General features: G+C 66.0%; 22 protein-coding genes and 1 riboswitch. Of the genes, 6 read left to right on the top strand and 16 right to left on the bottom strand.

What is annotated here, in order from left to right:
* Positions 1-126: 126 nt before the first annotated feature.
* The 7 genes from ACLMAL_RS18305 to ACLMAL_RS18275 all read right to left on the bottom strand — a co-directional run bounded on the left by ACLMAL_RS18305 (position 127) and on the right by ACLMAL_RS18275 (position 5,220).
* On the bottom strand, positions 127-1,185 hold the full coding sequence (locus tag ACLMAL_RS18305) for a PHP domain-containing protein (RefSeq protein WP_412000172.1): 1,059 nt from the start codon (positions 1,183-1,185) through the stop codon (positions 127-129).
* A 5-nt stretch (positions 1,186-1,190) separates the two neighbouring features.
* The gene (locus tag ACLMAL_RS18300; RefSeq protein WP_328404094.1) at positions 1,191-1,772 is read right to left on the bottom strand and encodes a dihydrofolate reductase family protein; all 582 of its coding nucleotides are present in this window, start codon (positions 1,770-1,772) and stop codon (positions 1,191-1,193) included.
* 111 nt (positions 1,773-1,883) lie between these two features.
* Entirely contained in the window at positions 1,884-2,750 is an 867-nt protein-coding gene (mutM, locus tag ACLMAL_RS18295; protein WP_412000171.1) for a bifunctional DNA-formamidopyrimidine glycosylase/DNA-(apurinic or apyrimidinic site) lyase, read from the bottom strand.
* 1 nt (position 2,751) lies between these two features.
* Positions 2,752-3,474 (bottom strand): ribonuclease III, encoded by a 723-nt coding sequence (rnc, locus tag ACLMAL_RS18290; RefSeq protein WP_328404098.1) that lies wholly within the window; start codon positions 3,472-3,474, stop codon positions 2,752-2,754.
* A gap of 22 nt (positions 3,475-3,496) precedes the next feature.
* Positions 3,497-3,679 carry a 50S ribosomal protein L32 gene (gene rpmF / locus ACLMAL_RS18285; protein WP_014987105.1) on the bottom strand — a complete coding sequence of 61 codons (183 nt, stop codon included), beginning with the start codon at positions 3,677-3,679 and terminating at the stop codon, positions 3,497-3,499.
* 62 nt (positions 3,680-3,741) lie between these two features.
* Positions 3,742-4,371 (bottom strand): YceD family protein, encoded by a 630-nt coding sequence (locus ACLMAL_RS18280; RefSeq protein ID WP_412000170.1) that lies wholly within the window; start codon positions 4,369-4,371, stop codon positions 3,742-3,744.
* A 102-nt stretch (positions 4,372-4,473) separates the two neighbouring features.
* Positions 4,474-5,220 carry a DivIVA domain-containing protein gene (locus ACLMAL_RS18275; protein WP_412000305.1) on the bottom strand — a complete coding sequence of 249 codons (747 nt, stop codon included), beginning with the start codon at positions 5,218-5,220 and terminating at the stop codon, positions 4,474-4,476.
* Between the two features lie 395 nt (positions 5,221-5,615).
* On the opposite strand from ACLMAL_RS18275, the gene ACLMAL_RS18270 reads away from it, so the two are divergent.
* Positions 5,616-6,128, top strand: coding sequence for a GtrA family protein (locus tag ACLMAL_RS18270; RefSeq protein ID WP_412000169.1), 513 nt, complete (start codon positions 5,616-5,618; stop codon positions 6,126-6,128).
* An 83-nt stretch (positions 6,129-6,211) separates the two neighbouring features.
* Here ACLMAL_RS18270 and coaD read toward each other — a convergent pair whose 3' ends face one another.
* The 3 genes from coaD to ACLMAL_RS18255 are packed head-to-tail and all read right to left on the bottom strand — an operon-like array spanning position 6,212 to position 10,677.
* Entirely contained in the window at positions 6,212-6,697 is a 486-nt protein-coding gene (gene coaD, locus ACLMAL_RS18265) for a pantetheine-phosphate adenylyltransferase (protein ID WP_412000168.1), read from the bottom strand.
* Between the two features lie 3 nt (positions 6,698-6,700).
* Positions 6,701-7,276: a 16S rRNA (guanine(966)-N(2))-methyltransferase RsmD gene (gene rsmD / locus ACLMAL_RS18260; RefSeq protein ID WP_412000167.1), complete on the bottom strand. Its 576-nt coding sequence runs from the start codon at positions 7,274-7,276 to the stop codon at positions 6,701-6,703.
* A complete protein-coding gene (locus tag ACLMAL_RS18255) occupies positions 7,273-10,677 on the bottom strand; it encodes a pyruvate carboxylase (protein ID WP_412000166.1) in 3,405 nt (1,134 codons plus the stop codon). The genes rsmD and ACLMAL_RS18255 overlap by 4 nt, the downstream gene beginning before the upstream one ends.
* Before the next feature lie 1,104 nt (positions 10,678-11,781).
* Positions 11,782-12,012, top strand: a riboswitch (cobalamin riboswitch).
* Positions 12,013-12,158: 146 nt separating this feature from the next.
* On the opposite strand from ACLMAL_RS18255, the gene metE reads away from it, so the two are divergent.
* The 4 genes from metE to ACLMAL_RS18235 all read left to right on the top strand — a co-directional run bounded on the left by metE (position 12,159) and on the right by ACLMAL_RS18235 (position 16,415).
* A complete protein-coding gene (gene metE / locus ACLMAL_RS18250; protein ID WP_412000165.1) occupies positions 12,159-14,426 on the top strand; it encodes a 5-methyltetrahydropteroyltriglutamate--homocysteine S-methyltransferase in 2,268 nt (755 codons plus the stop codon).
* A 565-nt stretch (positions 14,427-14,991) separates the two neighbouring features.
* Positions 14,992-15,279, top strand: a complete 288-nt coding sequence (locus tag ACLMAL_RS18245; protein ID WP_412000164.1) for a hypothetical protein — start codon at positions 14,992-14,994, stop codon at positions 15,277-15,279.
* Positions 15,280-15,350: 71 nt separating this feature from the next.
* Entirely contained in the window at positions 15,351-15,710 is a 360-nt protein-coding gene (locus tag ACLMAL_RS18240; RefSeq protein WP_412000163.1) for a hypothetical protein, read from the top strand.
* A gap of 189 nt (positions 15,711-15,899) precedes the next feature.
* On the top strand, positions 15,900-16,415 hold the full coding sequence (locus ACLMAL_RS18235) for a hypothetical protein (protein WP_412000162.1): 516 nt from the start codon (positions 15,900-15,902) through the stop codon (positions 16,413-16,415).
* A gap of 15 nt (positions 16,416-16,430) precedes the next feature.
* Here ACLMAL_RS18235 and ACLMAL_RS18230 read toward each other — a convergent pair whose 3' ends face one another.
* The 4 genes from ACLMAL_RS18230 to ACLMAL_RS18215 form a co-directional block, all read right to left on the bottom strand.
* Positions 16,431-18,974 (bottom strand): ATP-binding protein, encoded by a 2,544-nt coding sequence (locus ACLMAL_RS18230; protein ID WP_412000161.1) that lies wholly within the window; start codon positions 18,972-18,974, stop codon positions 16,431-16,433.
* A 42-nt stretch (positions 18,975-19,016) separates the two neighbouring features.
* A complete protein-coding gene (locus tag ACLMAL_RS18225; protein ID WP_412000160.1) occupies positions 19,017-20,483 on the bottom strand; it encodes a helix-turn-helix transcriptional regulator in 1,467 nt (488 codons plus the stop codon).
* A 58-nt stretch (positions 20,484-20,541) separates the two neighbouring features.
* The gene (locus ACLMAL_RS18220; protein WP_412000159.1) at positions 20,542-21,132 is read right to left on the bottom strand and encodes a dihydrofolate reductase family protein; all 591 of its coding nucleotides are present in this window, start codon (positions 21,130-21,132) and stop codon (positions 20,542-20,544) included.
* 364 nt (positions 21,133-21,496) lie between these two features.
* Positions 21,497-22,243: a MerR family transcriptional regulator gene (locus ACLMAL_RS18215; protein WP_412000158.1), complete on the bottom strand. Its 747-nt coding sequence runs from the start codon at positions 22,241-22,243 to the stop codon at positions 21,497-21,499.
* A gap of 168 nt (positions 22,244-22,411) precedes the next feature.
* Here ACLMAL_RS18215 and ACLMAL_RS18210 point away from each other — a divergent pair, with 168 nt between their 5' ends.
* On the top strand, positions 22,412-22,780 hold the full coding sequence (locus ACLMAL_RS18210) for a DUF1707 domain-containing protein (protein ID WP_412000157.1): 369 nt from the start codon (positions 22,412-22,414) through the stop codon (positions 22,778-22,780).
* Here ACLMAL_RS18210 and ACLMAL_RS18205 read toward each other — a convergent pair.
* Positions 22,777-25,080 (bottom strand): tetratricopeptide repeat protein, encoded by a 2,304-nt coding sequence (locus ACLMAL_RS18205; RefSeq protein ID WP_412000156.1) that lies wholly within the window; start codon positions 25,078-25,080, stop codon positions 22,777-22,779. The genes ACLMAL_RS18210 and ACLMAL_RS18205 overlap by 4 nt on opposite strands.
* A 270-nt stretch (positions 25,081-25,350) precedes the next feature.
* Positions 25,351-25,934: amino acid permease (locus ACLMAL_RS18200; protein ID WP_412000155.1), on the bottom strand; the 584-nt coding region annotated here is incomplete at its 5' end.

Genomic DNA, 25,934 nt, shown 5'->3' with positions numbered 1-25,934 from the left:
ACGGCACCATTATTCGACAATAGTTAACCCGGCGGCCACCCACGATGCATGGTCAGGGTGCCGCGATCGAGCCGATCTACCGCGCCGGGATCGCGCTGCGGGAAGCGGCGCAAACGCAGCCAGGGGTCACGCCGACTTGGTCCAGGCCAGCAGGTCGGCCAACGGCCACGTATTGATAACTCGCTCCGCCGCAACGCCATTCGCGACCGCTCGCTCGCAGCCGTAGCCCTGCCAGTCCAATTGGCCCGGCGCGTGTGCATCGGTGTCGATGGAAAACTCACAACCCATCTCGACCGCGAGCCGGATCAGCCGGGACGGCGGGTCGCGGCGCTCGGGGCGGCTGTTGATCTCGACGGCGGTGCCGTAGTGACGGCAGGCCTCGAACACGACTTCCGCGTCGAACCTCGACTCGGGACGGGTGCCGCGGGCCCCCTCGACGAGTCGGCCTGTGCAGTGCCCGAGCACGTCGACATTGGGGTTGGCCACGGCATAGACCATCCGCTTGGTCATCGTCTCGCTGTCGGCGCGCAGATGCGAATGCACGCTGGCGACAACGATATCGAGCTCGGCGAGCAGATCGGCGTCCTGGTCGAGGGCGCCGTCGTCGAGGATGTCCACCTCGATGCCGGTGAGGATACGAAACGGTGCCAGCTGCTCGTTCAATTCCGCGATGACATCCAGCTGGCGACGTAACCGGCTCACCGAGAGTCCGTTGGCGACGGTCAGCCGCGGCGAATGGTCGGTGAGCGCACAGTATTCGTGGCCGAGGGCCGCCGCGACGCCCATCATCTCTGCGATCGGGCTGCCACCGTCGGACCAGTCGGAATGGGTGTGCAGATCGCCGCGCAACCGGGCCCGCAGCGGCTTGCCCGGCACACCGATGGGCTGCGCAGCCGCACGCAGATCGAGCAGATACTGCGGTATCGCACCGGAACACGCCTGCTCGATCACGGCTGCGGTCTTCGGTCCGATACCGGCGATGTCACGCCAGCTGTGTGCTGCCCGATGCGCGGACACTTCATCGGAAGGCAGCTCCGCCACAATGTCGGCGGCGCGCCGGTAGGCCTTCACTCGATGTGTCTCCGACCGCGAACGTTCCAGCCAGAAGCCGATCTCGCGCAGCGCCTCCACCGGACCCGGCACACCACTCGGGTCCGATTCAGCGATCGGATAATGGTCTGCCACAGCGGTCAGTGAATCCTGCTGTACTTCATGAAGGCCACCCCGTCCTCGAACACCCGGCTGGTGATCATTCGGAACCTGGCCGCGTCGGGCAGCCGCGGACCGGAACCGAACAGCGACCGGCCCCGGCCCAGCACGATCGGATACAGCTTGAGGAAGATCTGGTCGATCTCCGGCAGCAGCACCTGGGCGAGCTCACCACCGCCGCACAGCCAGATCCCGAGCCCGTCCTCGCGCTTGAGCTCACGCACCTTCGCCAGCGGGTCGGCGGAGATCAGCTCCACCGCGGGATCGGGACTCTCCGGCAACGTCGTCGACACCACGAACTGCCGCAGATGCGCATACGGGGTCGAGGTCCCGGTCCTGACACCGAAGTCGTGGGTCTTGCGTCCCATCAGCACCGTATCGAAGTAGTGGTTGTGCTTGTCGATGCCAAGGGCCTCCCGCACCTTCGTCGGCAGCGTCTCCGGGTACTGCGCGGTGATCGCCGGACCGTGATCACCTCCCACCGGGAAGAAATCGACCGAGCCGTCCTCGGTGGCGATGAATCCATCGATGGTCGATGCGACGTAGTAGGTGAGCTTGCGCATGAATCAGCACTCCTCGACAGGGTGTGACGATGCATGGGGTACAGGCTTGCGCATATGTCCTTCCTCCACGGTCGGCGTGACTCCCGAACCGCCTAGAAGAACGGTAGCTCGCTAGTGTGTCCGGGGGCGAGGCTTCGGCTGGCAGCGTGGGCAGGAATAGGACGAGCGGTTCATGAAACGCTCACGACGGATCGCCGCGCCGCAGCGGCGGCAAGGTTCGTCCTCGCGGCCATAAACGGCCAGCGAGCGCTCGAAGTAGCCCGATTGACCGTTCACGTTCACATACAACGCGTCGAACGAGGTGCCGCCCGCGGCGAGCGCCTCGCCCATCACGACGCCGACCTCGGCGAGCAGGGTGCGCAGGGCGGGTCTGGTCAGTCCGGAGGCCGGCCGGTTGCCGTGTATTTTGGCTCGCCACAGGGACTCGTCGGCATAGATGTTGCCGATACCGGAAACCACGGACTGGTCGAGCAGCAGCCGTTTGATCTCGCTGTCTTTGGTGCGCAGCGTGGACACCACGGACTCGGAGTCGAAGAGCGGGTCCAGCGGGTCGCGAGCGATGTGCGCAACGGGCTCGGGTAGCAGTGTGCCCTCGACTGTGACCAGCGGTGCGAGGGCCCAGCCGCCGAAGGTGCGTTGATCGACGAAGCGCAACTGGGTGCCGTCGTCGAGGGTGGCCAGGATGTGGGCGTGTTTCTCCACCGGAGTATCGGCGGGCTGCACCAGCATCTGCCCGCTCATCCCCAGGTGCACGACCAATGCGGTGTCGGGATCGTCGAAGGTGAGCCACAGGTACTTGCCGCGGCGCTCCGCCGCGGCCACGCGCAGCCCGGTCATCCTGGCAGCCAGATCGGCGGCGCCCTCGGGGTGCCTGCGCACCGAACGGGGGTGGGTCACCGTCACCGATTCGACGATATGGCCGACCACATGCTCGGCGAGTCCACGCCGGACAACCTCGACCTCGGGGAGTTCGGGCACGTCAGGCTTCGGCGGTCAGTGCCTGGTAGGCGGCGCCCGCAGCCTTCTGCTCCGCTTCCTTCTTGGATCGGCCGATGCCGGAACCGTACGGGCGGCCGCCGATCACCGTGGTCGCGGTGAATTCCTTGTCGTGGTCGGGGCCCGTCGAAGTGATCTCGTAGCTGGGTACACCGAGGCCGCGTTCGGCGGTGAGCTCCTGCAGGCTGGTCTTCCAGTCGAGGCCCGCCCCCATTCGGGGACCGCGCTCGAGCAGGTCGGCGAACAGCCGCAGCACTACCTCACGCGCCACATCGATGCCGTGCTCGAGATGCACCGCTCCGAGCAGCGACTCCATGCCGTCGGCGAGAATGCTCGGCTTGTCCCGACCGCCGGTGAGCTCTTCGCCCTTACCCAGCAGCAAGTGCACGCCGAGGCCGCCTTCGCCCAGTCCGCGCGCCACCTCGGCGAGTGCGTGCATGTTCACCACGCTCGCCCGCAGCTTTGCCAGTTCGCCCTCGGACTTGTCCGGGTGCTCGTGGTACAGCCGCTCGGTGATGCTCAGGCCGAGGACCGAGTCGCCGAGGAATTCCAAGCGCTCATTGGTCGGCAGCCCACCGTTTTCATAGGCGTAGGACCGGTGGGTCAGCGCGAGGCGCAACAAATCCGGCTGCACGCCGACGCCGAGCGCGGCGAGCAGCCGGTCATGATCACCGGAGGGGCCCGGTTCGTCCTTACTGACGGTCACGTCGATACGACAGGTCGAACGATCAGACAGCAGCGGTGACCTGGCGGCCCTTGTACGTGCCGCAGGAGGGGCACGCGATGTGCGGCAGCGTCTTCTCGCCGCAGGCACGGTTCGGGCACGTGATCAGGGTCGGCGCGGTGGCCTTCCACTGACTGCGCCGCGACCTGGTGTTGGAACGGGACATCCGGCGCTTGGGAACGGCCACGACTACTTCTCCTCTTGTCTTATTGCTTGCCAGTTCACAGATCGGTTTTGCTGATCCGGGTCTTAATGATCGGGGTCGGCGGCACCCGAATCGGGGCTGCCACTGCCGGGCGACTCGGTGGCGAACTTCGCCAACCCGGCCCAGCGAGGGTCAAGTATCTCATGCCCATGGTCGGAACCCGCAATCGCCATCCGTACACCGCATTCCGGGCACAGTCCCGCGCAGTCCGGAGAGCACAACGGCTGCAACGGAAGCTCGAGACCGATGGCGTCGATGATCACCGGTTCCAGGTCGATAGTGTCGTCGATCAGACGGTGGATCTCGTCGTCCTCGGTGGTCTGCTCGGTCGCGCTGTCCGGGTAGGCGAACAGCTCGGTCAGGTTGAGCTCCACCTCACCGGTGAACGGTTCCAGGCAGCGCGTGCACTCCCCCGCCGTCGACGCCGCCACCGTTCCGGTGACCAGCACACCCTCGGACACCGCTTGCAGTTGCAGGTCGAGTTCGACATCGGAACGCGCAGGTATGGCGATCAGGTCCAGCCCGATTCGATCCTTCGTGGTGATGATGCGATGGAACTCCTGCATCGTTCCCGGGCGACGGCCCAGGCTGCGAGTGTCCAGCACAAAGAACGCGTCCGGATTGCGGCGCGCAGCCGCATGGGGACGCGAGGCAGAACCGGAACCGGCGGACATCACGAAACTCACTCACGTTCGAAGGAAATGGGCAACCACACCACAATACGCGAGGGGTCACCCGAAGCCCAAAACGCCACCGCCGTCCCAGCCGGTAGGCGGCTAGCGGCGATATTCCCCTGCATAGTCCGGCGCACCCGCGCCGGAGCGCAGCTGGTGGCGACCACGACCGACGATACGCAGGGTGCTGTCGAGGGCCTCCTCGAATTCGGCGAGCTTGCTGTCGACGTAGTGGTCACACTCGTCGCGCATGCGGTCGACCTCGGCGTGCGCCGCGTCGATCACGCGCGCCGACTCGGCGTGCGCGGCCCGCACCACCTCGGTCTGTGCGACGAGGCGATCCCGCTCGGCCTGCCCCTCCGCGACCGAGCGGTCATAGGAGGCCTGGCCCGCCTCGGCCATGCGCTCGGATTCCGTGCGGGCCCGGCCGGTGACGGCCTCGAATTCGGCATTGCCGTCGGCGACGACGCGGTCGGCCTCGGCCTGAGCGGTGTTCACCAGATGATCGGCGTGCGTGCTCGCCTCGGCCACCATGCGATCGGCATGCGCCTTGGCGTCGGCGAGGATCCGATCGGCCTCCTCGCGCGCGGATTCGACGGTCGCACTGGCCTGCTCATCGGCGCTTGTCACCGTCGTCTCGGCGGCCGAGCGGGCATCCGAGACGATCTTGTCGCGATGGTCGAGCACGTCCTGGGCGTCGTCGAGTTCGCCGGGCAACGCGTCACGCACGTCGTCGAGCAGCTCGAGCACATCACCGCGCGGCACAATGCAGCTGCGAGTCGGCGGGATTCCGCGTGCCTCCTCGACGATGGCGACCAGCTCGTCGAGTGCTTCGAATACGCGATACATGCTCACTACCCCACTCTCCTGCGGACTACGGCGAACTTTCTCACCGAGGCCCAGTGTGCCCCTCGTCACCGTAAGTGCCGAGTCACCCTCCGGTGTGTCGTGCCAGTGTCTCGCACGCCACAAAATCAAGTGGAGGATCCACCTCCACTTGGTGTTACATTTATCCAGAAGGTCGGAACAAGATCTTCATAAGCTAATCCCAGGCCCCCACCGGGACAGTGGGACAGGAGGACGCCGAAGGGTGGACAACCAGAAGCCGATGATTGACAAGTTCCAATTGTTCAGTACATACTGAACAAGCAGTAAACAAGGAACTTGCTCGAGACGTCGGCGGGAAGGAAAGCGATGACCATCGCTGTTGTCCCCACCAAAGGCTCTGTTCGATCGGAAAGACAATGACTGTTCTGGAAATCCCGCGACCGACGGCCGCCAGCATCTACACCCCCTGGGCTGGCCCGTACCCGGTGCTGCGGTCGGCAGCGTCGGCTGCCCCCCGGTTCGAACAGCTCATGCAGTACCTGCGCGGCGACCGTCCCTTCGCCCAGCTGATCCGTTTCGCACTGGTCGGCGGATCGAGCAATATCGCCTACGTCCTGCTGTTCTTCGCGATGCACGGCATCGGTCCCCTGATCGCCAACGTGGTCGGGTCGATCGTCAGCACCATCATCGCCAACGAGCTGCACCGCCAGCTCACCTTCCACGCGTCCGGCCGGGTCGGCTGGTTCACCGCACAGTGGGAAGGTGGCGGCCTGGCGCTGATCGGCCTCGGCATCACCACGGCGGGGCTGGCCGCCCTCGATGTCTGGACACCCGGCATCGGCGGAGTCGCAGAAGCCGCCGCAATCCTCGGAATCACGGCGGTCGTCGGCGGAATGCGCTTCCTGGCCCTGCGTGGCCTGGTGTTCTGAGACCTTCGATATCAGCCCGAACACATCCGCCCCGGCGCCAAGATTTCTGGCGCCGGGGCGGATTTGCGTTTCGGGGTAACTGTCTAGCTGCGCTGCTCGGCGAGGCGATCCAGGAGACGCTTGTGGACCGAAGGCGGAAGCATGTCGGTGACATCACCGCCGAAGGCCGCCACCTCCTTGACCAAGGAGCTGGACAGGAAGCTGAACGACGGGTTGGTGGCGATGAAGAAGGTGTCGACTCCGGAGAGCTTCTTGTTCATCTGTGCCATCTGCAGCTCGTAGCCGAAGTCACCCGCGTCGCGCAGGCCCTTGACGATCGCGGTGATGCCCTGCTCCCGCGCGAAATCGACAAGCAGGCCGTACCACGACTCCACCCGAATGTTGGGCAGGTGGGCGGTGGCCTCGCGCAGCATCTCCATCCGTTCCTCGACGCTGAACATGCCCTTCTTGCTCTTGTTGATCATGACGGTCACCACGACCTCGTCGAACTGGGCCGAGGCCCGGTTGAAGACGTCGATGTGTCCATTGGTCACCGGGTCGAACGAGCCCGGGCACAACGCTCCTGCCATAGCTCAAACGCTAGCAGGCGGGCCGCCGACGAATTCCGCGAGCTCGATCCTGGTCTCGCCGTACTTGCGCGCCTTCGCCGGGAAGTACCCTGTGGGCCAATCGATCTCGGGCGAGCGGATGGAGCGTTCCACCACGACGAGCGCGCCGGGCGCGAGCCAGCCGCGCTCGGCGAGGGCACGGACATCATCGGTCACCGCGGCGGTGTCCACGTCATACGGCGGATCGGACAGCGCGAGGTCGTAGTCACCGGCGCCGGCGTGCGCCAAGACGGCCGTGACCGCGCCGACGCGCAGTTCCGCGCCGGGCAAGCCGAGATCGGCAATATTGCCGCGCACGATCGCAGCAGCCTTGCGGTCGGACTCGATCAGCAGCGCGTGCCGGGCGCCACGCGACAGCGCCTCGAGGCCGAGCGCGCCCGAACCCGCGTAGAGATCGAGCACGCGCACGCCGTCGAAGTCCATCCGCGCCTCCAGCGCGCTGAACAGCGCCTCACGCACCCGGTCGGAGGTAGGCCTCGTGCCTGCGGGCGGCACCCGTAGCCGCCGCCCGCCCGCTGTTCCCGCAACGATCCGTGTCATTCGCCCGCGGACTCGCGCACGACCAACTCGACCAGCAGATCGCCGCCCTCGACCTGCTGCACCCGGCCGATCGCGACCCGCCCGACCGTGCCCGCACGCGGCGCGGTGATCGCGGCCTCCATCTTCATCGCCTCGATGGTGCCGATGGTGTCACCCGCGCCGATCGAATCACCTTCCGACACAGCCAGAGTCACCACACCCGCGAACGGAGCGGCGATATGGCCCGAATTGGTCTTGTCCGCCTTCTCCGCGGCCGGGATCTCGCTGGCGATGGACCTGTCACGGACCGCGACAGGACGCAACTGACCGTTGAGGATGCACATCACCGTGCGCATACCGCGCTCGTCGGGCTCGGAGATGGCCTCCAGACCGATGAGTAGGGTCACGCCCTTCTCCAACTGCACCCGATGCTCGTCGCCGCGGCGCAGGCCGTAGAAGAACTGGTTGGCCGACAGGCCGGAGGTGTCGCCGTACTGCTCGCGGTGCGCGAGGAATTCGGCCGTGGGGCCGGGGAACAACAGCCGGTTCAGCGTGTCCCTGCGCTCCTCCGACGAACCGGCGAGCCCGGCCTCGTCCTCGGCTGTCAGCGGGGTCTCCGGTTTCGCAGGTCCCCGACCTGCCAGCGCCCTGCTGCGGAAAGGCTCCGGCCAGCCGCCTGCCGGGGTGCCCAGTTCCCCACGCAGGAAGCCGATGACCGAATCGGGAATGTCGTAGCGGCCTGGGTCGGTCGCGAAGTCGTCGATGTCGACGTCGGTGCCGACGAGGGCGAGGGCAAGGTCGCCGACCACCTTCGACGAAGGAGTCACCTTGACCAGACGACCGAGCAGCCGATCTGCCGCCGCATACTTCGCTTCGACCTCTTCGAACCGGTCACCTAGCCCGAGCGCGATGGCCTGCTGACGCAGGTTCGACAACTGACCGCCGGGGATCTCGTGGGTGTAGACGCGACCGGTCGGGGCGGGGAGCCCGGACTCGAAGGGCGCGTACACCTTTCGCAGTGCCTCCCAGAACGGCTCCAGATCGCAGACATTCTGCAGGTTCAGACCGGTGTCGTACTCACTGTGCGCGGCGGCGGCGACGATCGCCGACAGCGCGGGCTGGCTGGTGGTGCCCGCCATGGCGGCGCTGGCGCCGTCGACCGCGTCGGCGCCCGCCTGCCAGGCGGCGAGATAGGTGGCCAACTGCCCGCCGGGGGTGTCATGGGTGTGCACGTGCACCGGCAGATCGAAGTTACGGCGCAGCGCGGTCACCAGGGTGGCGGCAGCGGGGGCGCGCAGTAGACCTGCCATGTCCTTGATGGCGAGGACATGTGCGCCCGCGTCCACGATCTGCTCGGCGAGTTTGAGGTAATAGTCGAGGGTGTAGATGGTCTCGTCCGGGTTGGACAGGTCACCGGTGTAGCTCATCGCGACTTCCGCGATGGCGGTACCGGTTTCGCGCACCGCATCGATGGCGGGGCGCATCTGGTCGACATTGTTGAGCGCGTCGAAGATGCGGAAGATATCGATGCCGGTCGCGGTGGCCTCGGACACGAATGCGCGAGTCACTCGCTCGGGGTAGGGCGTGTAGCCGACGGTGTTGCGGCCACGCAGCAGCATTTGCAGGCAGATATTGGGCACGGCCTCGCGCAGTGCGGCCAGCCGCTCCCATGGATCCTCGTACAGGAAGCGGAGCGCCACATCATAAGTAGCGCCGCCCCAGGCCTCGATGGAGAGCAACTCGGGTGTCATCCGCGCGACATGTCCCGCGACGGCGAGCAGGCCATTGGTCCGAACCCGAGTGGCCAGCAACGACTGGTGCGCGTCGCGGAAGGTGGTGTCGGTGACACCGACGGCCTTCTGTTCGCGCAGCGCCCGCGCGAAACCCTCGGGGCCGAGGCTCAGCAGCCGCTGCCGGGAACCCGGAGGCGGCGGCGCCGTCATATCGAGCGCGGGCAGCTTGTCATGCGGATACACCGTCGTCGGTCGCTCGCCGTGCGGCTTGTTCACGGTGACATCGGCCAGATAGGTGAGGATCTTGGTGCCGCGGTCGGCCGACCCGCGCAGCGTGAGCAGCTGCGGGCGTTCCTCGATGAACGAGGTGGTGACCCGGCCCGCACGGAAATCGGGATCGTCGAGCACCGCCTGCAGGAACGGAATGTTGGTTGCCACGCCACGGATTCGGAACTCCGCCACCGCACGGCGAGCCCGCGCGATCGCGGTCTCGAAATCGCGGCCTCGACAGGTGAGCTTCACCAGCATGGAGTCGAAGTAGGCGCCGACCTCTGCGCCCAGGTTCGCGCCGCCGTCCAGGCGAATTCCTGCGCCACCGGGGGTGCGGTAGGCGGTGATGCGGCCGGTGTCCGGACGGAAACCGTTGGCCGGGTCCTCGGTGGTGATACGGCACTGCAGTGCTGCGCCGCGGATCTGCACGGTCTCCTGACTCAGACCGAGCTGCTCGAGGGTCTCCCCCGCCGCGATACGCAGCTGCGACTGCACCAGGTCCACATCGGTGATCTCCTCGGTCACCGTGTGTTCGACCTGAATACGCGGGTTCATTTCGATGAAGACGTGATGGCCGCGCTCGTCGAGCAAGAACTCGACGGTGCCCGCGCAGCTGTAGCCGATCTGCCGAGCGAAGGCGACCGCGTCGGCGCAGATCTTTTCGCGCAGTACGGGATCCAGGTTCGGCGCGGGCGCGAGCTCGATCACCTTCTGGTGCCGCCGCTGCAGCGAACAGTCCCGCTCGAACAAGTGCATCACGTTGCCGTGCTGGTCGGCGAGGATCTGCACCTCGATGTGACGCGGGTTCACCACGGCCTGCTCGAGGAACACCGTCGGATCACCGAAGGCCGACTCGGCCTCCCGCGATGCCGCCTCGATCGACTCACGCAGGTACTCGGGGGCGGCGACGCGGCGCATGCCGCGACCACCGCCACCGGCGACGGCCTTCACGAAGATCGGGTAGTCCAGCTGCTCGGAGGCCGCGACCAGCGCCTCGACGTCCGCCGACGGCTCACTGGAGCGCAGCACCGGCAGCCCGGCCGCCTTCGCCGCCGCGATGGCGCGCGCCTTGTTGCCCGCCAGCTCGAGCACCTCCGCCGAAGGACCGATGAAGGTGATGCCCTCGCGCGCACAGGCAGCGGCCAGGTCGGGGTTCTCGGACAGGAAGCCGTAGCCGGGATAGATCGCGTCGGCGCCCGCCGACTTGGCGGCCTCGATAATGGCGTCGATGGAGAGATACGCCCGGACCGGGTGGCCCTCTTCACCGATCTGGTAAGACTCGGCCGCCTTCAACCGGTGGACCGAATTGCGGTCCTCGTACGGGAAAACCGCGACGGTTCCGATGCCGAGCTCATAGGCCGCGCGGAAGGCCCGGATCGCGATTTCGCCACGGTTGGCGACCAAGACTTTCGAGAACATTGACCTAAGGTACCCGGCCCCGAAGATGCTTTTGACACGGAAGGCCCCTTCGCAGGAATCTTCCCAACGCCACCTAGCAACCCTGCGAAGTTGCGGTAATGCTGCGTTCATTTTGCAGCCCGGCCGCAAAGCCCGACAACCGTCCACCAGTCCGCACACCGAAAGCCACCGCCGGCCTGCTCAGGTCGACGTGAGAGAAATGGTGGCTCACACCGCCTCAGACAGCCGCCATTTCACTACCCTCGATACCGAAAGTGTGTGGAACGCAACCACAACCAGCCCGCACGCCGGAAGCCATGTGCCTGCCTGCCCAGGCTGCGGAAGAGAAAGCCAGGTACGGCACACGACGCACCCAGCACTGCCTGGAACACCGCTGGAAGCTGACCTCGCTTCCCCAACCCGGGGCACGCCACCCACGCTCCACCTACCGGCCGGCGGCGCTGCACTCAGGGAAGTGAGCTCGGTTTTCGAACCTCAGAGCACGCTGTCCAGTTCCGGGTGCCCTTCAAGGGTTCACCCGGGCAGTGCTGGGCACGTCGAGTGGGAGTACCCGACTTTCTCTTCCGCAACTCCAGCAGGCAGGCACACGGCTTCCGGCGTGAAGACCGGCGGTGGTGGCGTTCACAAACCCTTCGAACCCCAGAGCACGCTGCCCAGTTTCGGCTGCTCCCGCGACTTTGTCGGGCGGTGCTGGTCACGTCGGGTGGATTACCCGGCTTCCTCTTCTGCAACTCAGGCAGGCAGCGCACGGCTTCCGGCGTGAAGTCTGGCGGAGGGGACGTTCTCGAATCCACCAACACCCGCCGTCCCACCTGCCGCCGCCCGATCTCGATGGCAGCCGCACCCCTGTCGGGAGCCGCACCCTGTGTCGAACCGGGCTCCAGGATGGTGGGTGTCCGGCTGTCACACGGGGCGGGGCGGGTGAGAGTAGAGAAATGATGGCTACCGAGGGGCTTGGAGCCGCCTTCGCTGCGCGATCGCTGACGGGTCGCAGTCAAGTGAGGTGCGGTTCATCGGTGACCGCTGCCCTATGCTGGTTGGTGCAGCTGGTTCGCTGGTACGCAGACGAGATGGAGCCCCGACGTCGCGTGCCGGAGTCGAAGCTCGTGGACCCGAATGTCGGGTGCGCGGGTGAAGAGGGAACCCGGTGAGAATCCGGGACTGTCCCGCAGCGGTATGCAGGAACGACCGCCGTCACAGGCACTGAGTTCAACGGGCGATCTGCCCCTCGACTTGGGAAGCGACGGCCAGTAGGTGAGCCCCGGCGCAGGCCGGGGTCGGCCAGAAGGCCCGTGCCCGCAAGTCCGAAGACCTGCCAGCCGTGCCGGATACGCCGTATCCGGCGGCCACCGCCTCGTGGATTGGGCGCGCGGACCACCAGTGCGACGTGTCGGGCTCTCCTGTCGGTTTCTCCGGCATGTCACTTGGTTTCCGTGTGCTCGTAGGGCGTCTGGCTCTCAACTCAGCACTGGAGAAACATCGTGACTGTTTCACATCACACACCGTTCACCGCAACGGTTCTCGGCCTGCCGCGGGTGGGGCCGCACCGTGAGCTCAAGCGCGCCACCGAGTCCTATTGGGCCGGGCGCATCGACGCCGAGCAGCTGCACACCGTCGCCCGCGACCTGCGGCGCACCCAACTCACCGAACTACAGGCCGCCGGGCTCGACTCGATTCCCGTCGGGACGTTCTCTTACTACGACCAGGTGCTCGACACCGCCGCGCTGCTCGGCGCCCTGCCGCCGCGGGTGGCAGGCATCGCCGATCCGCTGGATCGCTATTTCGCCGCCGCACGCGGCACCGACACGGTCGAGCCGCTGGAGATGACCAAGTGGTTCGACACCAACTACCACTACCTGGTGCCGGAAATCGGTGCGGACACCGCATTCGCGCTGCATCCCGAGCAGCTGCTCGAGCAACTGCACGAGGCCCTCGCCCTGGGGACGCAAGCACGGCCGGTCGTCGTCGGCCCGATCACCTTCCTGAAGCTGGCCAAGACGGCCGGCGGCGCGGCGCTGGATCGCCTCGGCGAGCTCGTTCCGCTCTACCGTGAGCTGCTGCGGCTGCTGGCCGCGGCGGGAGCCGAGTGGGTGCAACTCGACGAGCCCATCACGGTCACCGATCTGACCGCCGACGAAATCGAACTGGTACGCACCACTTACGCGGAGCTATCGGCGGCACAGGACCGTCCGGCGATCCTGGTGGCCACCTACTTCGGTAAGCCGGGCGCCGCGCTCGCCGCACTGGCAGGCACCGAGATCGAGGGCATCGCACTCGATTTCACGGTACCGACCGATCTCTCGGAGGTGGTCGCGGTACCGGCACTGGCGGACAAGCTGCTGGTCGCCGGTGTGGTCGACGGCCGCAATGTCTGGCGAACCGACCTTGATCGGGCGCTGGCCACCCTCGGCACCCTGCTGGGATCCGCGGCGACGGTAGCAGTGTCGAGCTCCTGCTCGCTGCTGCATGTGCCCTACACCCTCGACACCGAAACCGGCTTGGACGAGCAGCTGCGGTCCTGGCTGGCCTTCGGTGCGGAAAAGGTCGCCGAGGTGCGGGTGCTCGCCACCGCGCTGAACGAGGGCCCGCAGGCCATCGCCGCCGAGCTGGACACGGTCCGTACGGCACTGGAGACACGTCGAGCCGATCCCCGGCTCGCCAATCCGCAGGTGCGTGCCAGGCTGACCGCGCTCGGCCCGGACGCCGTCCGGCGCGCGGCCGCCGAGCAACGTCGGGTACTGCAAGCCGAACGGTTGCAGTTGCCGTCGCTGCCGACCACCACGATCGGCTCCTACCCGCAGACCTCCGCGATCCGGCTGGCCCGGGCGGCGCTGCGCACCGGCGAGATCGATCAGGCGGAGTATGTCCGCAGGATGCAGGCGGAGATCGCGGATGTCATTGCGCTGCAAGAGAAGCTGGGGTTGGACGTGCTCGTGCACGGCGAGCCCGAGCGCAACGACATGGTGCAGTACTTCGCCGAACAGTTGGACGGATTCGCCGCCACCGAGGCGGGATGGGTGCAGTCCTACGGCACCCGCTGCGTGCGGCCGCCGATCCTCTACGGCGATGTGGCACGCCGCGCTCCGATGACCGTCGACTGGATCACCTACGCCCAATCACTCACCGACAAGCCGCTCAAGGGCATGCTCACCGGCCCGGTGACGATCCTGGCCTGGTCTTTCGTGCGCGACGACCAACCGCTTGCCGACTCGGCACGTCAAGTGGCGCTGGCGATCCGGGACGAGACGGTGGACCTGCAGTCCGCAGATATCCGCATCGTCCAGGTCGACGAACCCGCGCTGCGGGAGCTGCTGCCGCTGCGGGCCGTCGATCAGCCGGCCTACCTCGACTGGTCGGTGCAGGCTTTCCGGCTGGCGACCTCGGGCGTCTCGGATTCGACCCAGATCCACACCCATCTCTGCTATTCGGAGTTCGGTGAAGTCATCGATGCGATCGCCGGCCTCGACGCCGACGTGACGTCGATCGAGGCGGCCCGTTCCCACATGGAGGTGCTCGACGATCTCAACGCCGCGGGCTTCGACCTCGGTGTCGGCCCCGGCGTCTACGACATCCACTCGCCGCGGGTACCGAGCGTCGACGAGATCACCGCCGCCCTGCGTGCGGCATTGAAAGCTGTTCCAGCCGAACGACTCTGGGTCAATCCGGACTGCGGATTGAAGACCAGGGGACCGGTCGAGGTCGAAGCGTCGCTGCGCAATATGGTCGCCGCCGCGGCCGCCGTCCGCTGATCTATACGGCGTATCTGATGCGTTCGCAATAATGCGTTCGCACTGAATTCCTTACTCCCTCCGGAACTCCGGAGGGAGTAAGGACCAGAAGAAGAAATAGCCGTACCGAATTACCCATGGCCTCAGCCCGATTCGGGCCCCGGCCATTGCCGCCGCCGACGCGCCGCGTAGCGCTCACACAGTTCTCCAGCTCGCAGTACCGGCCGCAACCGCGACTTTGCGCCGATCCCACGCCGCCACGCGGTATGGCATCCCGGGCAACGCTCCATGTGCAACCCCTCCTCGCACGATCGAAACACCTCGAATCCCCTTTGCCGTCTTCGACGCGCGCGCACCCGATCGGGTTCCCCCTCTTCGCGACAGGTTTCGGATTGCCGCGACCGGACGGCCACCGACCCCTCCTCGACACGTCTGCGAAACCTGTTCGTAACTGCGATTTCCCGGCAGAAACCTCTAGACATCTATCGGACCGTCGATTAATGTGACGTTATATAGCGGCACGATAGACAGTGAGTCGCTAGCCGGGGATTCCCGGGCGATCCAGAGATCGTGAAGGACGCAAACGATGACCAGGACCAACCCACAGCGACGGGCCACAAAAACCCTGCTCCGCCTGCTGATCGTGAGCGCAACGGTGGTGACCCCTGCGGTGCTGATGCCCGCGCAGGTTCTAGCCCAGCCCGGCCCGGCCGTTTCGACGGTGCGGACCGAATCCCCCAGCCACCACGGACGTGACAAATCGGGACGCGATTCGCACCGTCACCGCAGGCGCGACGAGGAGAACAAACGTCGCCAGAACTGCGGAACGCAATTCATTCCCGGCCCGCTCTTCTGCGGCATTTTCACTAACTGACCAGCGAAACGCCAGTTAGCACCCAGACCTCACCAGCTTGATTACAGCTCGAAATCGAATGGAGAAATCCAATGACCACCAATATCAACACTCGCCGCCTGCTGACCTGCGCCGCCATCGTAGGCGCGATCACCACCGCAGGTGCAGGTATGGCATCCGCAGTGCCCGGTGACCATTCCGGTGGCGGGTCGGGCCGCGCCGGTTCCTACAGCTCCGGCGATTCGACCGGCGCGCATCACATCGACCCCATGGGTTACCACCACGTCGAAAACAATCCGCTGCGGGAGATCGAGCAAGAGGATGCCCGCACCGAATACCACCAGCGCCAGAACCAGAACCAGACCGCCAACAACGCCCGCACCTACCAGGTTCAGGGTTCGGAAAACGGTGGCTGGAAGGTCTGCAAGCCCCAGGCGCGGTATTGCAATTAAGCCGATGCCATTGACCGCCGTCACGGAGTCGAACTCCGGCGGCGGTCAATGCCGCGGCCTCGACTATCGATATCTCCACACCCCCCAGCGAACGTGCCGCTACTCAGCGGCACATTGTATGGCGCATGAACTACCCGGATAGCCCGAACGACGTCGGCTGATGGGACAGACGACGAAAGAGAGAAGCCGATGTTCACAAAGAGCGGACATGAGAAGGCCAAGACACTAGCCGTGCTCGCCATCACCGCAGTGACGGCAGGCGGCATCGGTGTCGGCGCGGGAACCGCCGCGGCCGAGCCCGCCGTGCCGTGCCGGTGGGCGGGCGACACCTACCCCCAGGGCATGTCCGTGAATGCAGGAGGCTGGAGCTTCACCTGCCGATCGGATAACTTCGGCAGCCCCAATTGGGTTCGCGGGCATGCGGTCAACGGGCACAGCACCGTCCACAACCCCGGCGCGTACACGAACCCCGCCGGTCTGTTCAGCCCGGGCGCACGCCAGCCGGGCACCTCGTACAACGACTATTGCGTCGGCAGTCAGCTGATCGAAGGCGCCGAGGACGTGTACCAGGTCGTGGCAGACCGAAACGGCTTCGTGTACTGGAAGGCCGCTGAGTCGATCAACATGTGGACCTTCGATGGCGGCACCGGCCCACAGCGGTCGACGCGGTCCGCGAGCCTCTGCTATGACGGCAACCTGACCTAGACCCCAGAGCCGCGTTCAGGGACGTGCCGGGGACCTCGCGGGCCGCTGCTCGGATTCGAGCCGGATCCGCTCGCTGAGGTCACCCGGCACGTGCCACATGATGTCCGCGCGGGTGGCCGCCATCAGTTTGCGACGGATGGCCACGACTTGGGCATCGACTGTTCGAATGGAACTACCGCGACGCGCGGCGATCGCGCTGTTGGCCCAGCCCGCAGCCGCGAGAACCGCGACGTCGCGTTCCGCGGGCGAGAGCTCCTGCCAGCGTGAGGCAGGCGCACGCGCCGCGGGGACATCGGTGGGCAGTTCTTCGATGGTGAACCTGCCGAGCATGAACCGTTGCAACTCATCGTGTTCCGGCCGCATACGCGCGCCACGGCGGGCGGCCGCTGTGTAATCCGCCGTACCGAGAATCGAGGTCGCCACCGCGACCGCGTGTTCGGTCCCACGAGCCACCAGCGTCACCCGCTCGGAGGCAATGCCCATCGATCGATGCAAGGTGGCGATACCGCCTTGGAGATAGGCGATTTCGGTTGCCGCCGCTCGCAGCTCGGCGCGACTGCCGTCCCGCGCGCCGATCCTGGCGGACAAAATGTAGGTCAGCGCCATCATGCTGAAGTGGATGATCCAGCCGGCAGTCCATCGATCACCCGAGATCAGCAGACGTTCCAGTGCCCCGCGGCCGATTTCCAGCGCAGCGCGCGGATCACCGTGCCGCGAAACCGCGGTCAACCACGCCACCTCCCCCCAGGAGATGGCCCATTGGGAATCGCTGGCGATAGCCCGATCGAGATGCTCCCGCGCAGCGCTGAGCGCTAGCTCGGCCTCACCCAGGTTTGCACAGGACAGCGCGGCGAACAGTTCGCTGCGCTGCACCCCGCCCGCATCGTCGACCTCGGCGAACTTCCTACTCGCCCGGGTCAGTACATCGATGGCCCGCGGGTCGAGGTGCATGAGTAGCAGCTCTATGCCCCAGGTGAACTCCACCGGGGCAGGCAAGCCGATATCGTCGAGCGCGGTCTCGCGCCAGTTCTGTTGCAGCGCAGGATCGGATAGGCATTCGACGGCGCACTCGTCCAGCAGTTGCGCGGTATAGGCATGTCGCCCCTGCCAGATTGCCACCCATCCGACCAGCGCGGTCGCGGTGATCCGCAACTGGGTCGGCGGCGGATCGACCTGCCTGATGGCTTCGAGGGCTTGTTCGGTGATGCCCCCGATGGCGCGGTTGGCACCGGTGATGAACGGAATGCGCAGCGACATGAGAATGGCGGCGGTCTCCAGTCCAATGACGGCCTCTGTGGGTTCGACCAGACTGGTTTCGATGCCGAGCAGGATGTTGCACCACGCGGTACGCGCCCAGTCGAGCCAGTCCTTTTCGTGCGGGCCGTACCACGTGGCCTGGCCCGCGGCGACTTTGTCCCGGTAGTAGCGCCGATGACGGGCAAGCAGCCGTGCTTCGTCCATGCCGTCACCGCGTTGGGACAGTCGGTCCCGCACGAATACCCCGACGCTTTCCAGGAGGTAGTACCGGACCATGGTCGGCTCGATGCGGACCGAGACCAACGACCGCTCCGCCAGGCGTTCGAGCAACGGCTCGATCTCTTCCGCCGGTAATGACTTGTCGGCGCAGACCGCGATGATGGCCTCGGATTCCGCTCCGCTGCCGAGCAGTTCGGCACCGTCACTGTCGCACCCTGTCACGAACACCGACATTCGGTCGAGCAAGAGTTGTTCACCCGCGGTGCACAGGCCGTAGGACCAGGCGATCACATCCCGCACACTGCGGTGCCGTTCCTCGGTCCCGAGCCGGGCGGCGTTGGACCAATGCATGCGCCGGTCGTCGGTATCGCCGGTGAGTTCACGCAGCACAATGATGGGCGGCCGATGCAGCAGGCGAGCCGCCGCCAGCCGGATGAACAGCGGATTGTTGTCCACGTGCCAGCAGATCTGCCTGGCGACGGCAAGTTCTTCCGGATTGTCGGAGATCGGCCGGCCGGTCAGCTCCGCACGCCGCCGGAACAGCTCGAGTGCATGACCGGACGACATCGGGGGGACTGTAACGATGTGCTCGTCGATCCACCCCACTGGTTCCCGGCTGGTCGCGATGATGGTCAGGCTCGGCACCGCTTCCAGCAGACCGACGATCAACGGGCCGACCCCCGCGAGCACATGCTCGCAGTTGTCCAGCACCAATATCGTCCGATGGCTGCCCGCGATGTGACCACCGGTGAATGTCTCCACCAGACCGTCCCAGGCCGACCTTGCGGCAATATCCGCCGTCACGACCGACTGCACCACTTCTTCGGCCACGACGCCCGCATCGGCGCCCGCCGCCAGCCGGGACAGCCGCGTCCAATAGACCGTATGGTTGGGCGTCGGCCGAAATCGCCGCAGCGCTTCGGTCGCCAACGTGGTCTTACCGATTCCACCTGGTCCGGCCAGGGTGATGAGTCGCGCGGTTGCGGAAGCCAGCAGAGTGCCGATCCGCTGCAACTCGGTGTGCCTGCCGACGAACTCATGCGCCGCGGCGGGAACTTCATCGCCGGGTCTCACTGCAGACATCCTTGCTCACCTATCGATTTCGAGGCCACATGTAGCAGTAGCCTATCGATAACGAGCAACTCTACTGGTGCGACGTGGCCTGCGTTCGGATTCGTGCCGAACGCGCTCTGCGAGTTCCTCGGGAATATAGCGAGCGATCTCGTTGCGCGAGGCGATCATCAGCTTCTGCCTGATGGTGGCAACCTGGGCGTCGACTGTCCGGACCGAGCTGTGGCGACGGACGGCGATCGCGCTGTTGGGCCAGCCGGCCGCGGCGAACACCGCCACATCGCGTTCTGCCTGGGATAACTCGCTCCACAACGAGGGTGTTCGCGCCGGCAGCGGCACCGGCAGCGGCCGCGAAACCTCAACGGCACTTCGGATCTCCTGACCGACCGAGTCGATCCACGATTTGTCCGCTGGACTGTGCCACCCGACATGCCCGGCGGCGACCTTGTCACAGAAGTAACGGCGGTGCCGCGCGGACAGCAGTTCCGCTGCCGCGCGATCGCGGTGATGTAGCCGGTCACGCGCGAAGACTTGCACGCTTTCCACCAGATACCAGCTCATCGCGGCGGGGGTGAGGTGCACCGATAGCAGTGAACGTTCCGTCAGACGTTCGAGCAGATGCTCGATCTGGCCCGCGGGGAGGATATCGTCCGCGCACACCGCGATCACGGCATCGAGTTCGATACCCCGGTGCGGTGATTCGCCGTCATCGGTCTCATGGCCCGCCGCGAAGACCGATAGCCGCTCGAGCAGCAATTGTTCCCGCACGCCACACAGCGCGAAGGACCAGGCGAGGACGTCGTACACCCCGCGGTGGCGTGCTTCTGCGCCCGCCCGCGCGCCGTGCGTCCACCGCAGTCGCTTGTCGTCGGCACCGCCGCTGAGTTCGCGCAGCACCATCGCGGGCGGCTGATGGCGCAGCCGCGCCGCGGCCAACCGGATGAACAGCGGATTGTGATCGACGCGGCGGCAGATCCGCGCGGCGACGCCGAGCTGTGGGGAATCATCCGGAATCACCCACCCGACGAGTTCGGCCCGTTGTCTGAACAATTCGAGTGACTGCACCGGCGACAGCGGCGGCACGGTGACGATGTACTCGTCGACCCAGCCGATCGGTTCCCTGCTGGTGGCCAGGATCGTCAGCCTCGGCGCCGCGGCGAGCAGGTCCGCGATCAGCGGACCCACCGCGCCGAGCAGATGTTCACAGTTGTCCAGCACCAAGACCGCTCGGTCCGCGGAGTAGTTGCTGCCACCGCCGAAGGTGCATACCGCCGACTGCACGACATCCTGCGCCGTGGCTCGGCAATCGCCTTCCAATTCGGCGAGGCCGGCCCAGTACACCAGGTGACTCTTGGCGCGGTGCACGCGGCGCACGAACTCGCCCACCAACCGCGTCTTACCGATGCCACCAGGTCCTACCAGCGTGATCAGCCGTGCCCCCCCGGCCATCAAGCCACCTAGTCGGTCCAATTCCACTTGGCGGCCGACGAATTCGCTGGTGGGTGCCTGTACCAGGGACATAGGACGAAAGTTAGCCGAATCAACGCGAACGCGCTGGAAATTTCAGGTTACCGGGGTGCTACGCCGACCGACATATCGCTGGATGAGCAGGCTGCTGGTAGTGCATCTGCACGACGGCACTGTCGAAGGTCATCACATCGACCAGCTGCAGATCCGCCATCGCAGCAGGCGCCGGGAACAGTGGCACGCCGCCACCCAGGACGAGCGGGTGGACGAACAGCCGGTACTCATCGATCAATTCGTGCCGCATGAAGGCCGAAGCCGTCTCGGCACCGCCGAACAGAACCATGTTGCAGTCCTGCTGCTCTCGCAGTGCGCAGATCTCGTCGACCATGCCGTCGCGCACGACTCGCGTGTTCCAGCCCGCGCTGCGCAGGCTGCGCGAGATGACGAGCTTCGGCGTCTGTTTCCAGCAGCGCGCGAAGTCGACATAGAACTCGGATATCGCCGGATCTCCGTCGGCCGTCGGCCAGAACGATGCCATGATCTCGTACGTCTTGCGTCCGTAGATGAACAGATCGGCCGCGCGAAGCTCATCGAGAAACGATTCGCACAACTCCTCGTCCACCATCGGCCAGTGGATCTCCTGATCCGGCCCCTCCGCAAAGCCGTCGAGCGACATCTGCATCCACAGTGTCACGCTTCCCATACCCAACCCATCTGCTGCCCTCGTGCCGAAGTCAGATTGTGGTGGGGAATGAGGGCAGCGCGCATCGGTAGATTAACTCACGACATACCTAAGTAGGTCGTGAGTGATCACACGACCTGGCGCGCTGGATGGCCACCAACCTGCTCGGTCGGCCCATCAGGGCGTGGCACAGAACCTCGAGGGCGATGAGGGTTCGGGGTGTTTCGCGTAGCCGAATAGCATTCCGGCCCAGCGATTCTCGCTCCGCGGACGGCTCCGATGCCGTCGCTGCCTGCCAGCAAACATACCGCTGTTTAACGGCACGTTACGGGTCAGTATCTTCAGGCGTGGGAATAGTGGACATCGAAGGGGCATTTTCGACCGGTCAGGCCCGCGACAGCGCGTCGGAGATTTCGGCGTCCTGGTCGAGATGCCGTGCTACAAACAGAGTCACGAGCTCCGAGGTCGCCTCGCCGGACATGCTCTTGGTCGCGGCAAGGCGTTCAGCGAGCTCGGCCCGGTCGGCCGAATCCTTTTCGGACTGCTGGAACTTCGCAAAGGTCGTGCGACGGAACAGGTCGACGAAACGTCGGGCGATACGGTCGGTATCGGCCCGCAGCTTCTCGAGTTCGTCGAGCACCTCGGCGGCGGGAACACCAGCCGCGCCGAGCTTTTCGACGATCCGAACCAGTCTACGGTCGGCCAACCGGTAGTTTTCGGCGTCCACGGGCTCATAGAGGCCCGCTGTGACCACGCGGGCGAGCCCGTTGGGCACCTCGCGGTAGCGCTCGGCGAGCTCCGTCGCGGCTATGGTTTCACCCGCCTCCGGAAGCTCCTCGGCAACCTCCGCCTTCGCCGCGTCGGGTTCGATGACGCCGAGGATGTCACCCAGGTCGTCACCACGGTCCCAGGCATCGAGCAATTCCCTGATGCCGTTGAGTTTGATCCCGCGATCCAGCAGTCGGCTGATCGTCCGGACACGATTGAGATGCTCCGGTCCATAGAACCCGGTTCGCCCTTTGACCTGGGGCGGGGGCAGGACACCACGCTCGTGGTAGACCCGCAGACTCCGCACGGTCGTGCCGGCCTCGCGCGCCAGCTCGTCGATCGTGTATTCAACAGCGGCAGCCATGGTTCAAGGAAACCACACCGAGTCCGCATCGACGGCCGCCACACGGGCCGTTGTGGCCGCTTACATAGCCGCCAGCGACGAATCAGCAAACGCTAGTTCGGTCACAGTCTTCCCGTCCATGGAAAACGACGCCTGTGCAACATTTCCACCTGCGCATATCCTTCCGGAATGGACGACTCTGCGGGCTCTAGGGTCAGTGTCGAGGACCGTGAACGCGCGCTCTTGGAACTGTCACACCATCTCGGTTCGGGCAGGCTGGACCTTGCCGAGTTCGACGAACGCAGCGCAGCGGTGACTGCGGCCACCACCAAAACTCAGCTCGCCGAACTGTTCGCCGACCTCCCCGGTAGCCTGCCGTCCGCCGCGCCGCTCCCGGAGCCGAACCCGATGCGCACGCTCGTCGTGACCGTCGCAGCGATCGCCGTCCTCGCCCTGGCCGCCGCCCTCGTCACCGGCACCTGGTGGCCGCTGCTCGTGACGTTCGGTGCGCCCGCGGCGCTGGCGCTCGCCGTCCGAACAGGCGCGTTGCGGCCCTAGAAGCGGGTCTGCGGCCGGACGTGGTTGGCCAGATCGACGAGCCGGTACCGATGCAGGCGGTGCGGTGCGATACGCGCCAATGCGCGCAGGCTCGTTTCCAGTCCGCCCTGCAGTCCCAGTTCGGTAACCGGGAAGCCGAGAATTATCGAATGAGGCCCGGCCGGTTGCCCGCCTGCACGTAGCCACTCCAGTGCCGCCCCCACGACGATCACCTGTAGCTGCAGGGCCCGCGGCTCATCCGGCGCCGCATCCAGGCGGGTTGCCGCCTCGGTGAGGTCGGCCTCGGTGATGTCGGCGACCGGCCGCGACACCAGCAGCAGACAACCGGTCATGCGCGCGACACTGTGATAGCGCGAGGCCTCCGGTACCTGATCGAGGACCGCAACGGCTTCGAGGAGCGCATCGTCGGCCGCAAGCCGACGAGCCAGGCCGAATGCCGCACTGACCAATCCGTGGTTGGTCTTCCAGACCGTCGCGTAATAGTCCGACGCGAGCCGGTGCCAGCGCTTGGCCTCGGCGGGTGTATCCAGGTGCTGCAGTGCGAGTTCCGCGGTGGCGGCAAGGGCGAGGGCGGGTGCGAGCTCACCGGGCAGCATGCTGTGCACAAGGTCGAAGTACTCGAAGGCACGCGCATGCTGGCCATCCAGCAGCGCGGCGGCCGCGGAGTACCAGTCGAGGCGCCAGTCGGCGTCGTAGCGCGGGCGCAGGTCGGCGAGCCGATCGCTGGCCAGCCGCACATCGCCGAGGTCGAGGTGGGCGCGGATCGCGGTCAGTGTGCCCTCGAGCTCGAACGACTCCGGTTCCGGGATCGTCCCGGACACGATGCGGTCGGCCGCACGGCGCAGCGCGTCCAGCGCCTGTCTCGGATCGCCGTGCAACAGCGTGGACAGCAGCTCGGCACTCGGGTCATCGTTGTCCATCAGCGGAACAGGCAGCGCAGCAACGACACTCGGCGCATCGAGGGCAGGCAGGCGGTGCCTGCCGTCGGTCATACCGTCGGTCTGGCCGATGAGCGTTTCGATGCCGAAATCGCCACGCATGGAGCCGAATTCGATCGAGGCCTGCGGATGTTCGAGGCCGGTCTCCGCCGCGAGCACCATCCGCAGCACGCCGGCGAGCTGGCTGTACATCGAATAGGCAGAAGGAAAACGACGCTGCGGATCCAGGTCGGTGGCGCGTTGCAACACCCGGTACAGAGCCGGGTTTCGGCGCAGCAGCGGCTGATCCTCCGGGGCCGGCAGGCCGGGCAGGTAATGACCTTCTTTGTCCTTGGGCAGTTCGAGTATCAGCGCGGCCAGCGTTCGCCCGACGGTGTAGATGTCGGAGGCGACGGTGGGGCCGGTGTCGGTGATCTCGGGCGCTTGGTATCCGGGAGTTCCGTAGATGCTCCCGTAGGACTCCATTGCGGCAACCGCGCCGAGGTCGATCAGTTTGACCTCGTCCTCGCTGACCATGATGTTGTCCGGTTTGAGGTCGTTGTAGGCCAGCCCGAACGAGTGCAGATAGTCGAGCGCGGGCAGGATCTCCATCATGAAGGCGATGGCATCCGGCACCGAAATGCGTTCCGGGGCACGCAGATCGAGCATCTTCTTCAGTGATCGGCCACCGACGTATTCCATGACGATGTAGCCGTCGGCGACGTCACGCGTCGACCGGTGCTTGACGAAGTTGTGGATCTTGACAATGCCGGGATAGGCCACCTCGGACAGGAATTGACGTTCGGCAAGGGCGACGACATGCGCCTCGAAGTCGAGCGGGTTCTGCAGACCCTTCAGCACCACCCATCGATCGCTCACATTGCGGTCGATGGCGAGGTAGATCCAGCCGAGTCCACCGTGTGCGAGGCTGCCCTGCACTTCGTACTGGCCCGCCACCATCTCCCCCGGCTGCAGCGCCGGTCGGAAGTTGAAGGGCGAGCCGCAGCGGTCGCATTCGCCCACCACGGCGCCCGGTCCGGCCTCGGTGGATCGGCCGACCGGCTGTTGACACTTCCAGCAGAACCTTTTGTGCTCGGGCACTTCCGGACGCTCGAGCACTGAGGTCCGTGGATCGAGCGGGCTCACTTGCGGCATCGCGACCAGCCCGTCGCCGAGCCGTCGGACGCTCGGCCGTGATCGGGCGCTGCGGCCCGAAGCGGGCTCGTCGAGCGCGGCCAGCAAGGCGCGCTCGGAATCGGTCGTGCGCTCGGCACCGGTCGTGCGGAGCGAAGTCGACCCTGCCGAAACGGTGCCAGGGGCAGTGGCATTCGAGGTCGCGCCGGGCACCGGGCGGTTAGAAGGCTTCGACCAGGGGTGCGGCAAACGTGCAGGCACCTCGGTTTTGGAGGGTCGCCGAGATGCCCATGGGTGCGGCATCCGTCGTGGCACTTCAGTGCCACGCATACGCCGATTCGCCCATGGGTGCGGTATCGGACGGTCGGAGGCGTTGGGGTGCTCCGGCATGCGAACCTCTCAAACCCACCGTGTAAACGGGGTTTCATTCTGGTCCGCCACCTGTCGACGCGTGCAAGCATTGCTCTCAGCATTGGGAATAAGTCCGCCCCGGGCGTGTCGCCCGGGGCGGATACTGGCTCACTCTTCGTCGTCTGGCTTTTCGAGAACTACCACGGCGTCATTGGCCGAACGGGTGGCAGGCCGCTCCGCGAGCACCGGGAACTGACCGGTGTAACCCTCCCGGATCGCTGCGATGCGCAACACCTGCTTGCGGGCGAGGAACCAGCCGCCGACCATCGCGGGCACCACGATGACAGCCATGGCGATCACCGCGCCACGCTGCAACTCGTCATCACTGAACGCCATCAGCACGACCACCGTCACGAGGAACACCAGCGTCGCGTAGCTCGTGTAGGGCGCGCCCATCAGCCGGAACTTGGGCCGCTCCACCTTGCCCTCATTCGCCCAGCGGTACAGCTTGAGCTGGCAGACGATGATCGCCGTCCATGCCACGATCGTTCCGAGCGCCGACATGTTCAGGACGATCTCGAACGCCTTCTCGGGCACCACCGCGTTGAGGCCGACACCGAACAGTGCGATCGCACCGGTGGCCAGGATGCCGACATAGGGCACACCGCCGCTGGACATCCGCGAAGCGATAGCAGGCGCACTGCCGTTCATCGACATCGACCGCAGGATCCGGCCGGTCGAGTACAAACCGG

The organism is Nocardia sp. CWNU-33, from assembly GCF_046764895.1.
Lineage (GTDB): Bacteria > Actinomycetota > Actinomycetes > Mycobacteriales > Mycobacteriaceae > Nocardia.
Note: the sequence above shows the minus strand (reverse complement) of the source record. Positions and strands in the feature narration are given on the sequence as shown.

What these genes read in the sequence shown, in the direction of transcription:
- ACLMAL_RS18300 (WP_328404094.1), bottom strand. Translation starts at nt 1,772, where the DNA reads ATGCGCAAGCTCACCTACTACGTCGCATCGACCATCGATGGATTCATC.
- ACLMAL_RS18280 (WP_412000170.1), bottom strand. Translation starts at nt 4,371, where the DNA reads ATGTCCGCCGGTTCCGGTTCTGCCTCGCGTCCCCATGCGGCTGCGCGC.
- ACLMAL_RS18275 (WP_412000305.1), bottom strand. Translation starts at nt 5,220, where the DNA reads ATGTATCGCGTATTCGAAGCACTCGACGAGCTGGTCGCCATCGTCGAG.
- ACLMAL_RS18270 (WP_412000169.1), top strand. Translation starts at nt 5,616, where the DNA reads ATGACTGTTCTGGAAATCCCGCGACCGACGGCCGCCAGCATCTACACC.
- coaD (WP_412000168.1), bottom strand. Translation starts at nt 6,697, where the DNA reads ATGGCAGGAGCGTTGTGCCCGGGCTCGTTCGACCCGGTGACCAATGGA.
- rsmD (WP_412000167.1), bottom strand. Translation starts at nt 7,276, where the DNA reads ATGACACGGATCGTTGCGGGAACAGCGGGCGGGCGGCGGCTACGGGTG.
- ACLMAL_RS18255 (WP_412000166.1), bottom strand. Translation starts at nt 10,677, where the DNA reads ATGTTCTCGAAAGTCTTGGTCGCCAACCGTGGCGAAATCGCGATCCGG.
- ACLMAL_RS18245 (WP_412000164.1), top strand. Translation starts at nt 14,992, where the DNA reads ATGACCAGGACCAACCCACAGCGACGGGCCACAAAAACCCTGCTCCGC.
- ACLMAL_RS18240 (WP_412000163.1), top strand. Translation starts at nt 15,351, where the DNA reads ATGACCACCAATATCAACACTCGCCGCCTGCTGACCTGCGCCGCCATC.
- ACLMAL_RS18235 (WP_412000162.1), top strand. Translation starts at nt 15,900, where the DNA reads ATGTTCACAAAGAGCGGACATGAGAAGGCCAAGACACTAGCCGTGCTC.
- ACLMAL_RS18230 (WP_412000161.1), bottom strand. Translation starts at nt 18,974, where the DNA reads ATGTCTGCAGTGAGACCCGGCGATGAAGTTCCCGCCGCGGCGCATGAG.
- ACLMAL_RS18225 (WP_412000160.1), bottom strand. Translation starts at nt 20,483, where the DNA reads ATGTCCCTGGTACAGGCACCCACCAGCGAATTCGTCGGCCGCCAAGTG.
- ACLMAL_RS18220 (WP_412000159.1), bottom strand. Translation starts at nt 21,132, where the DNA reads ATGGGAAGCGTGACACTGTGGATGCAGATGTCGCTCGACGGCTTTGCG.
- ACLMAL_RS18215 (WP_412000158.1), bottom strand. Translation starts at nt 22,243, where the DNA reads ATGGCTGCCGCTGTTGAATACACGATCGACGAGCTGGCGCGCGAGGCC.
- ACLMAL_RS18210 (WP_412000157.1), top strand. Translation starts at nt 22,412, where the DNA reads ATGGACGACTCTGCGGGCTCTAGGGTCAGTGTCGAGGACCGTGAACGC.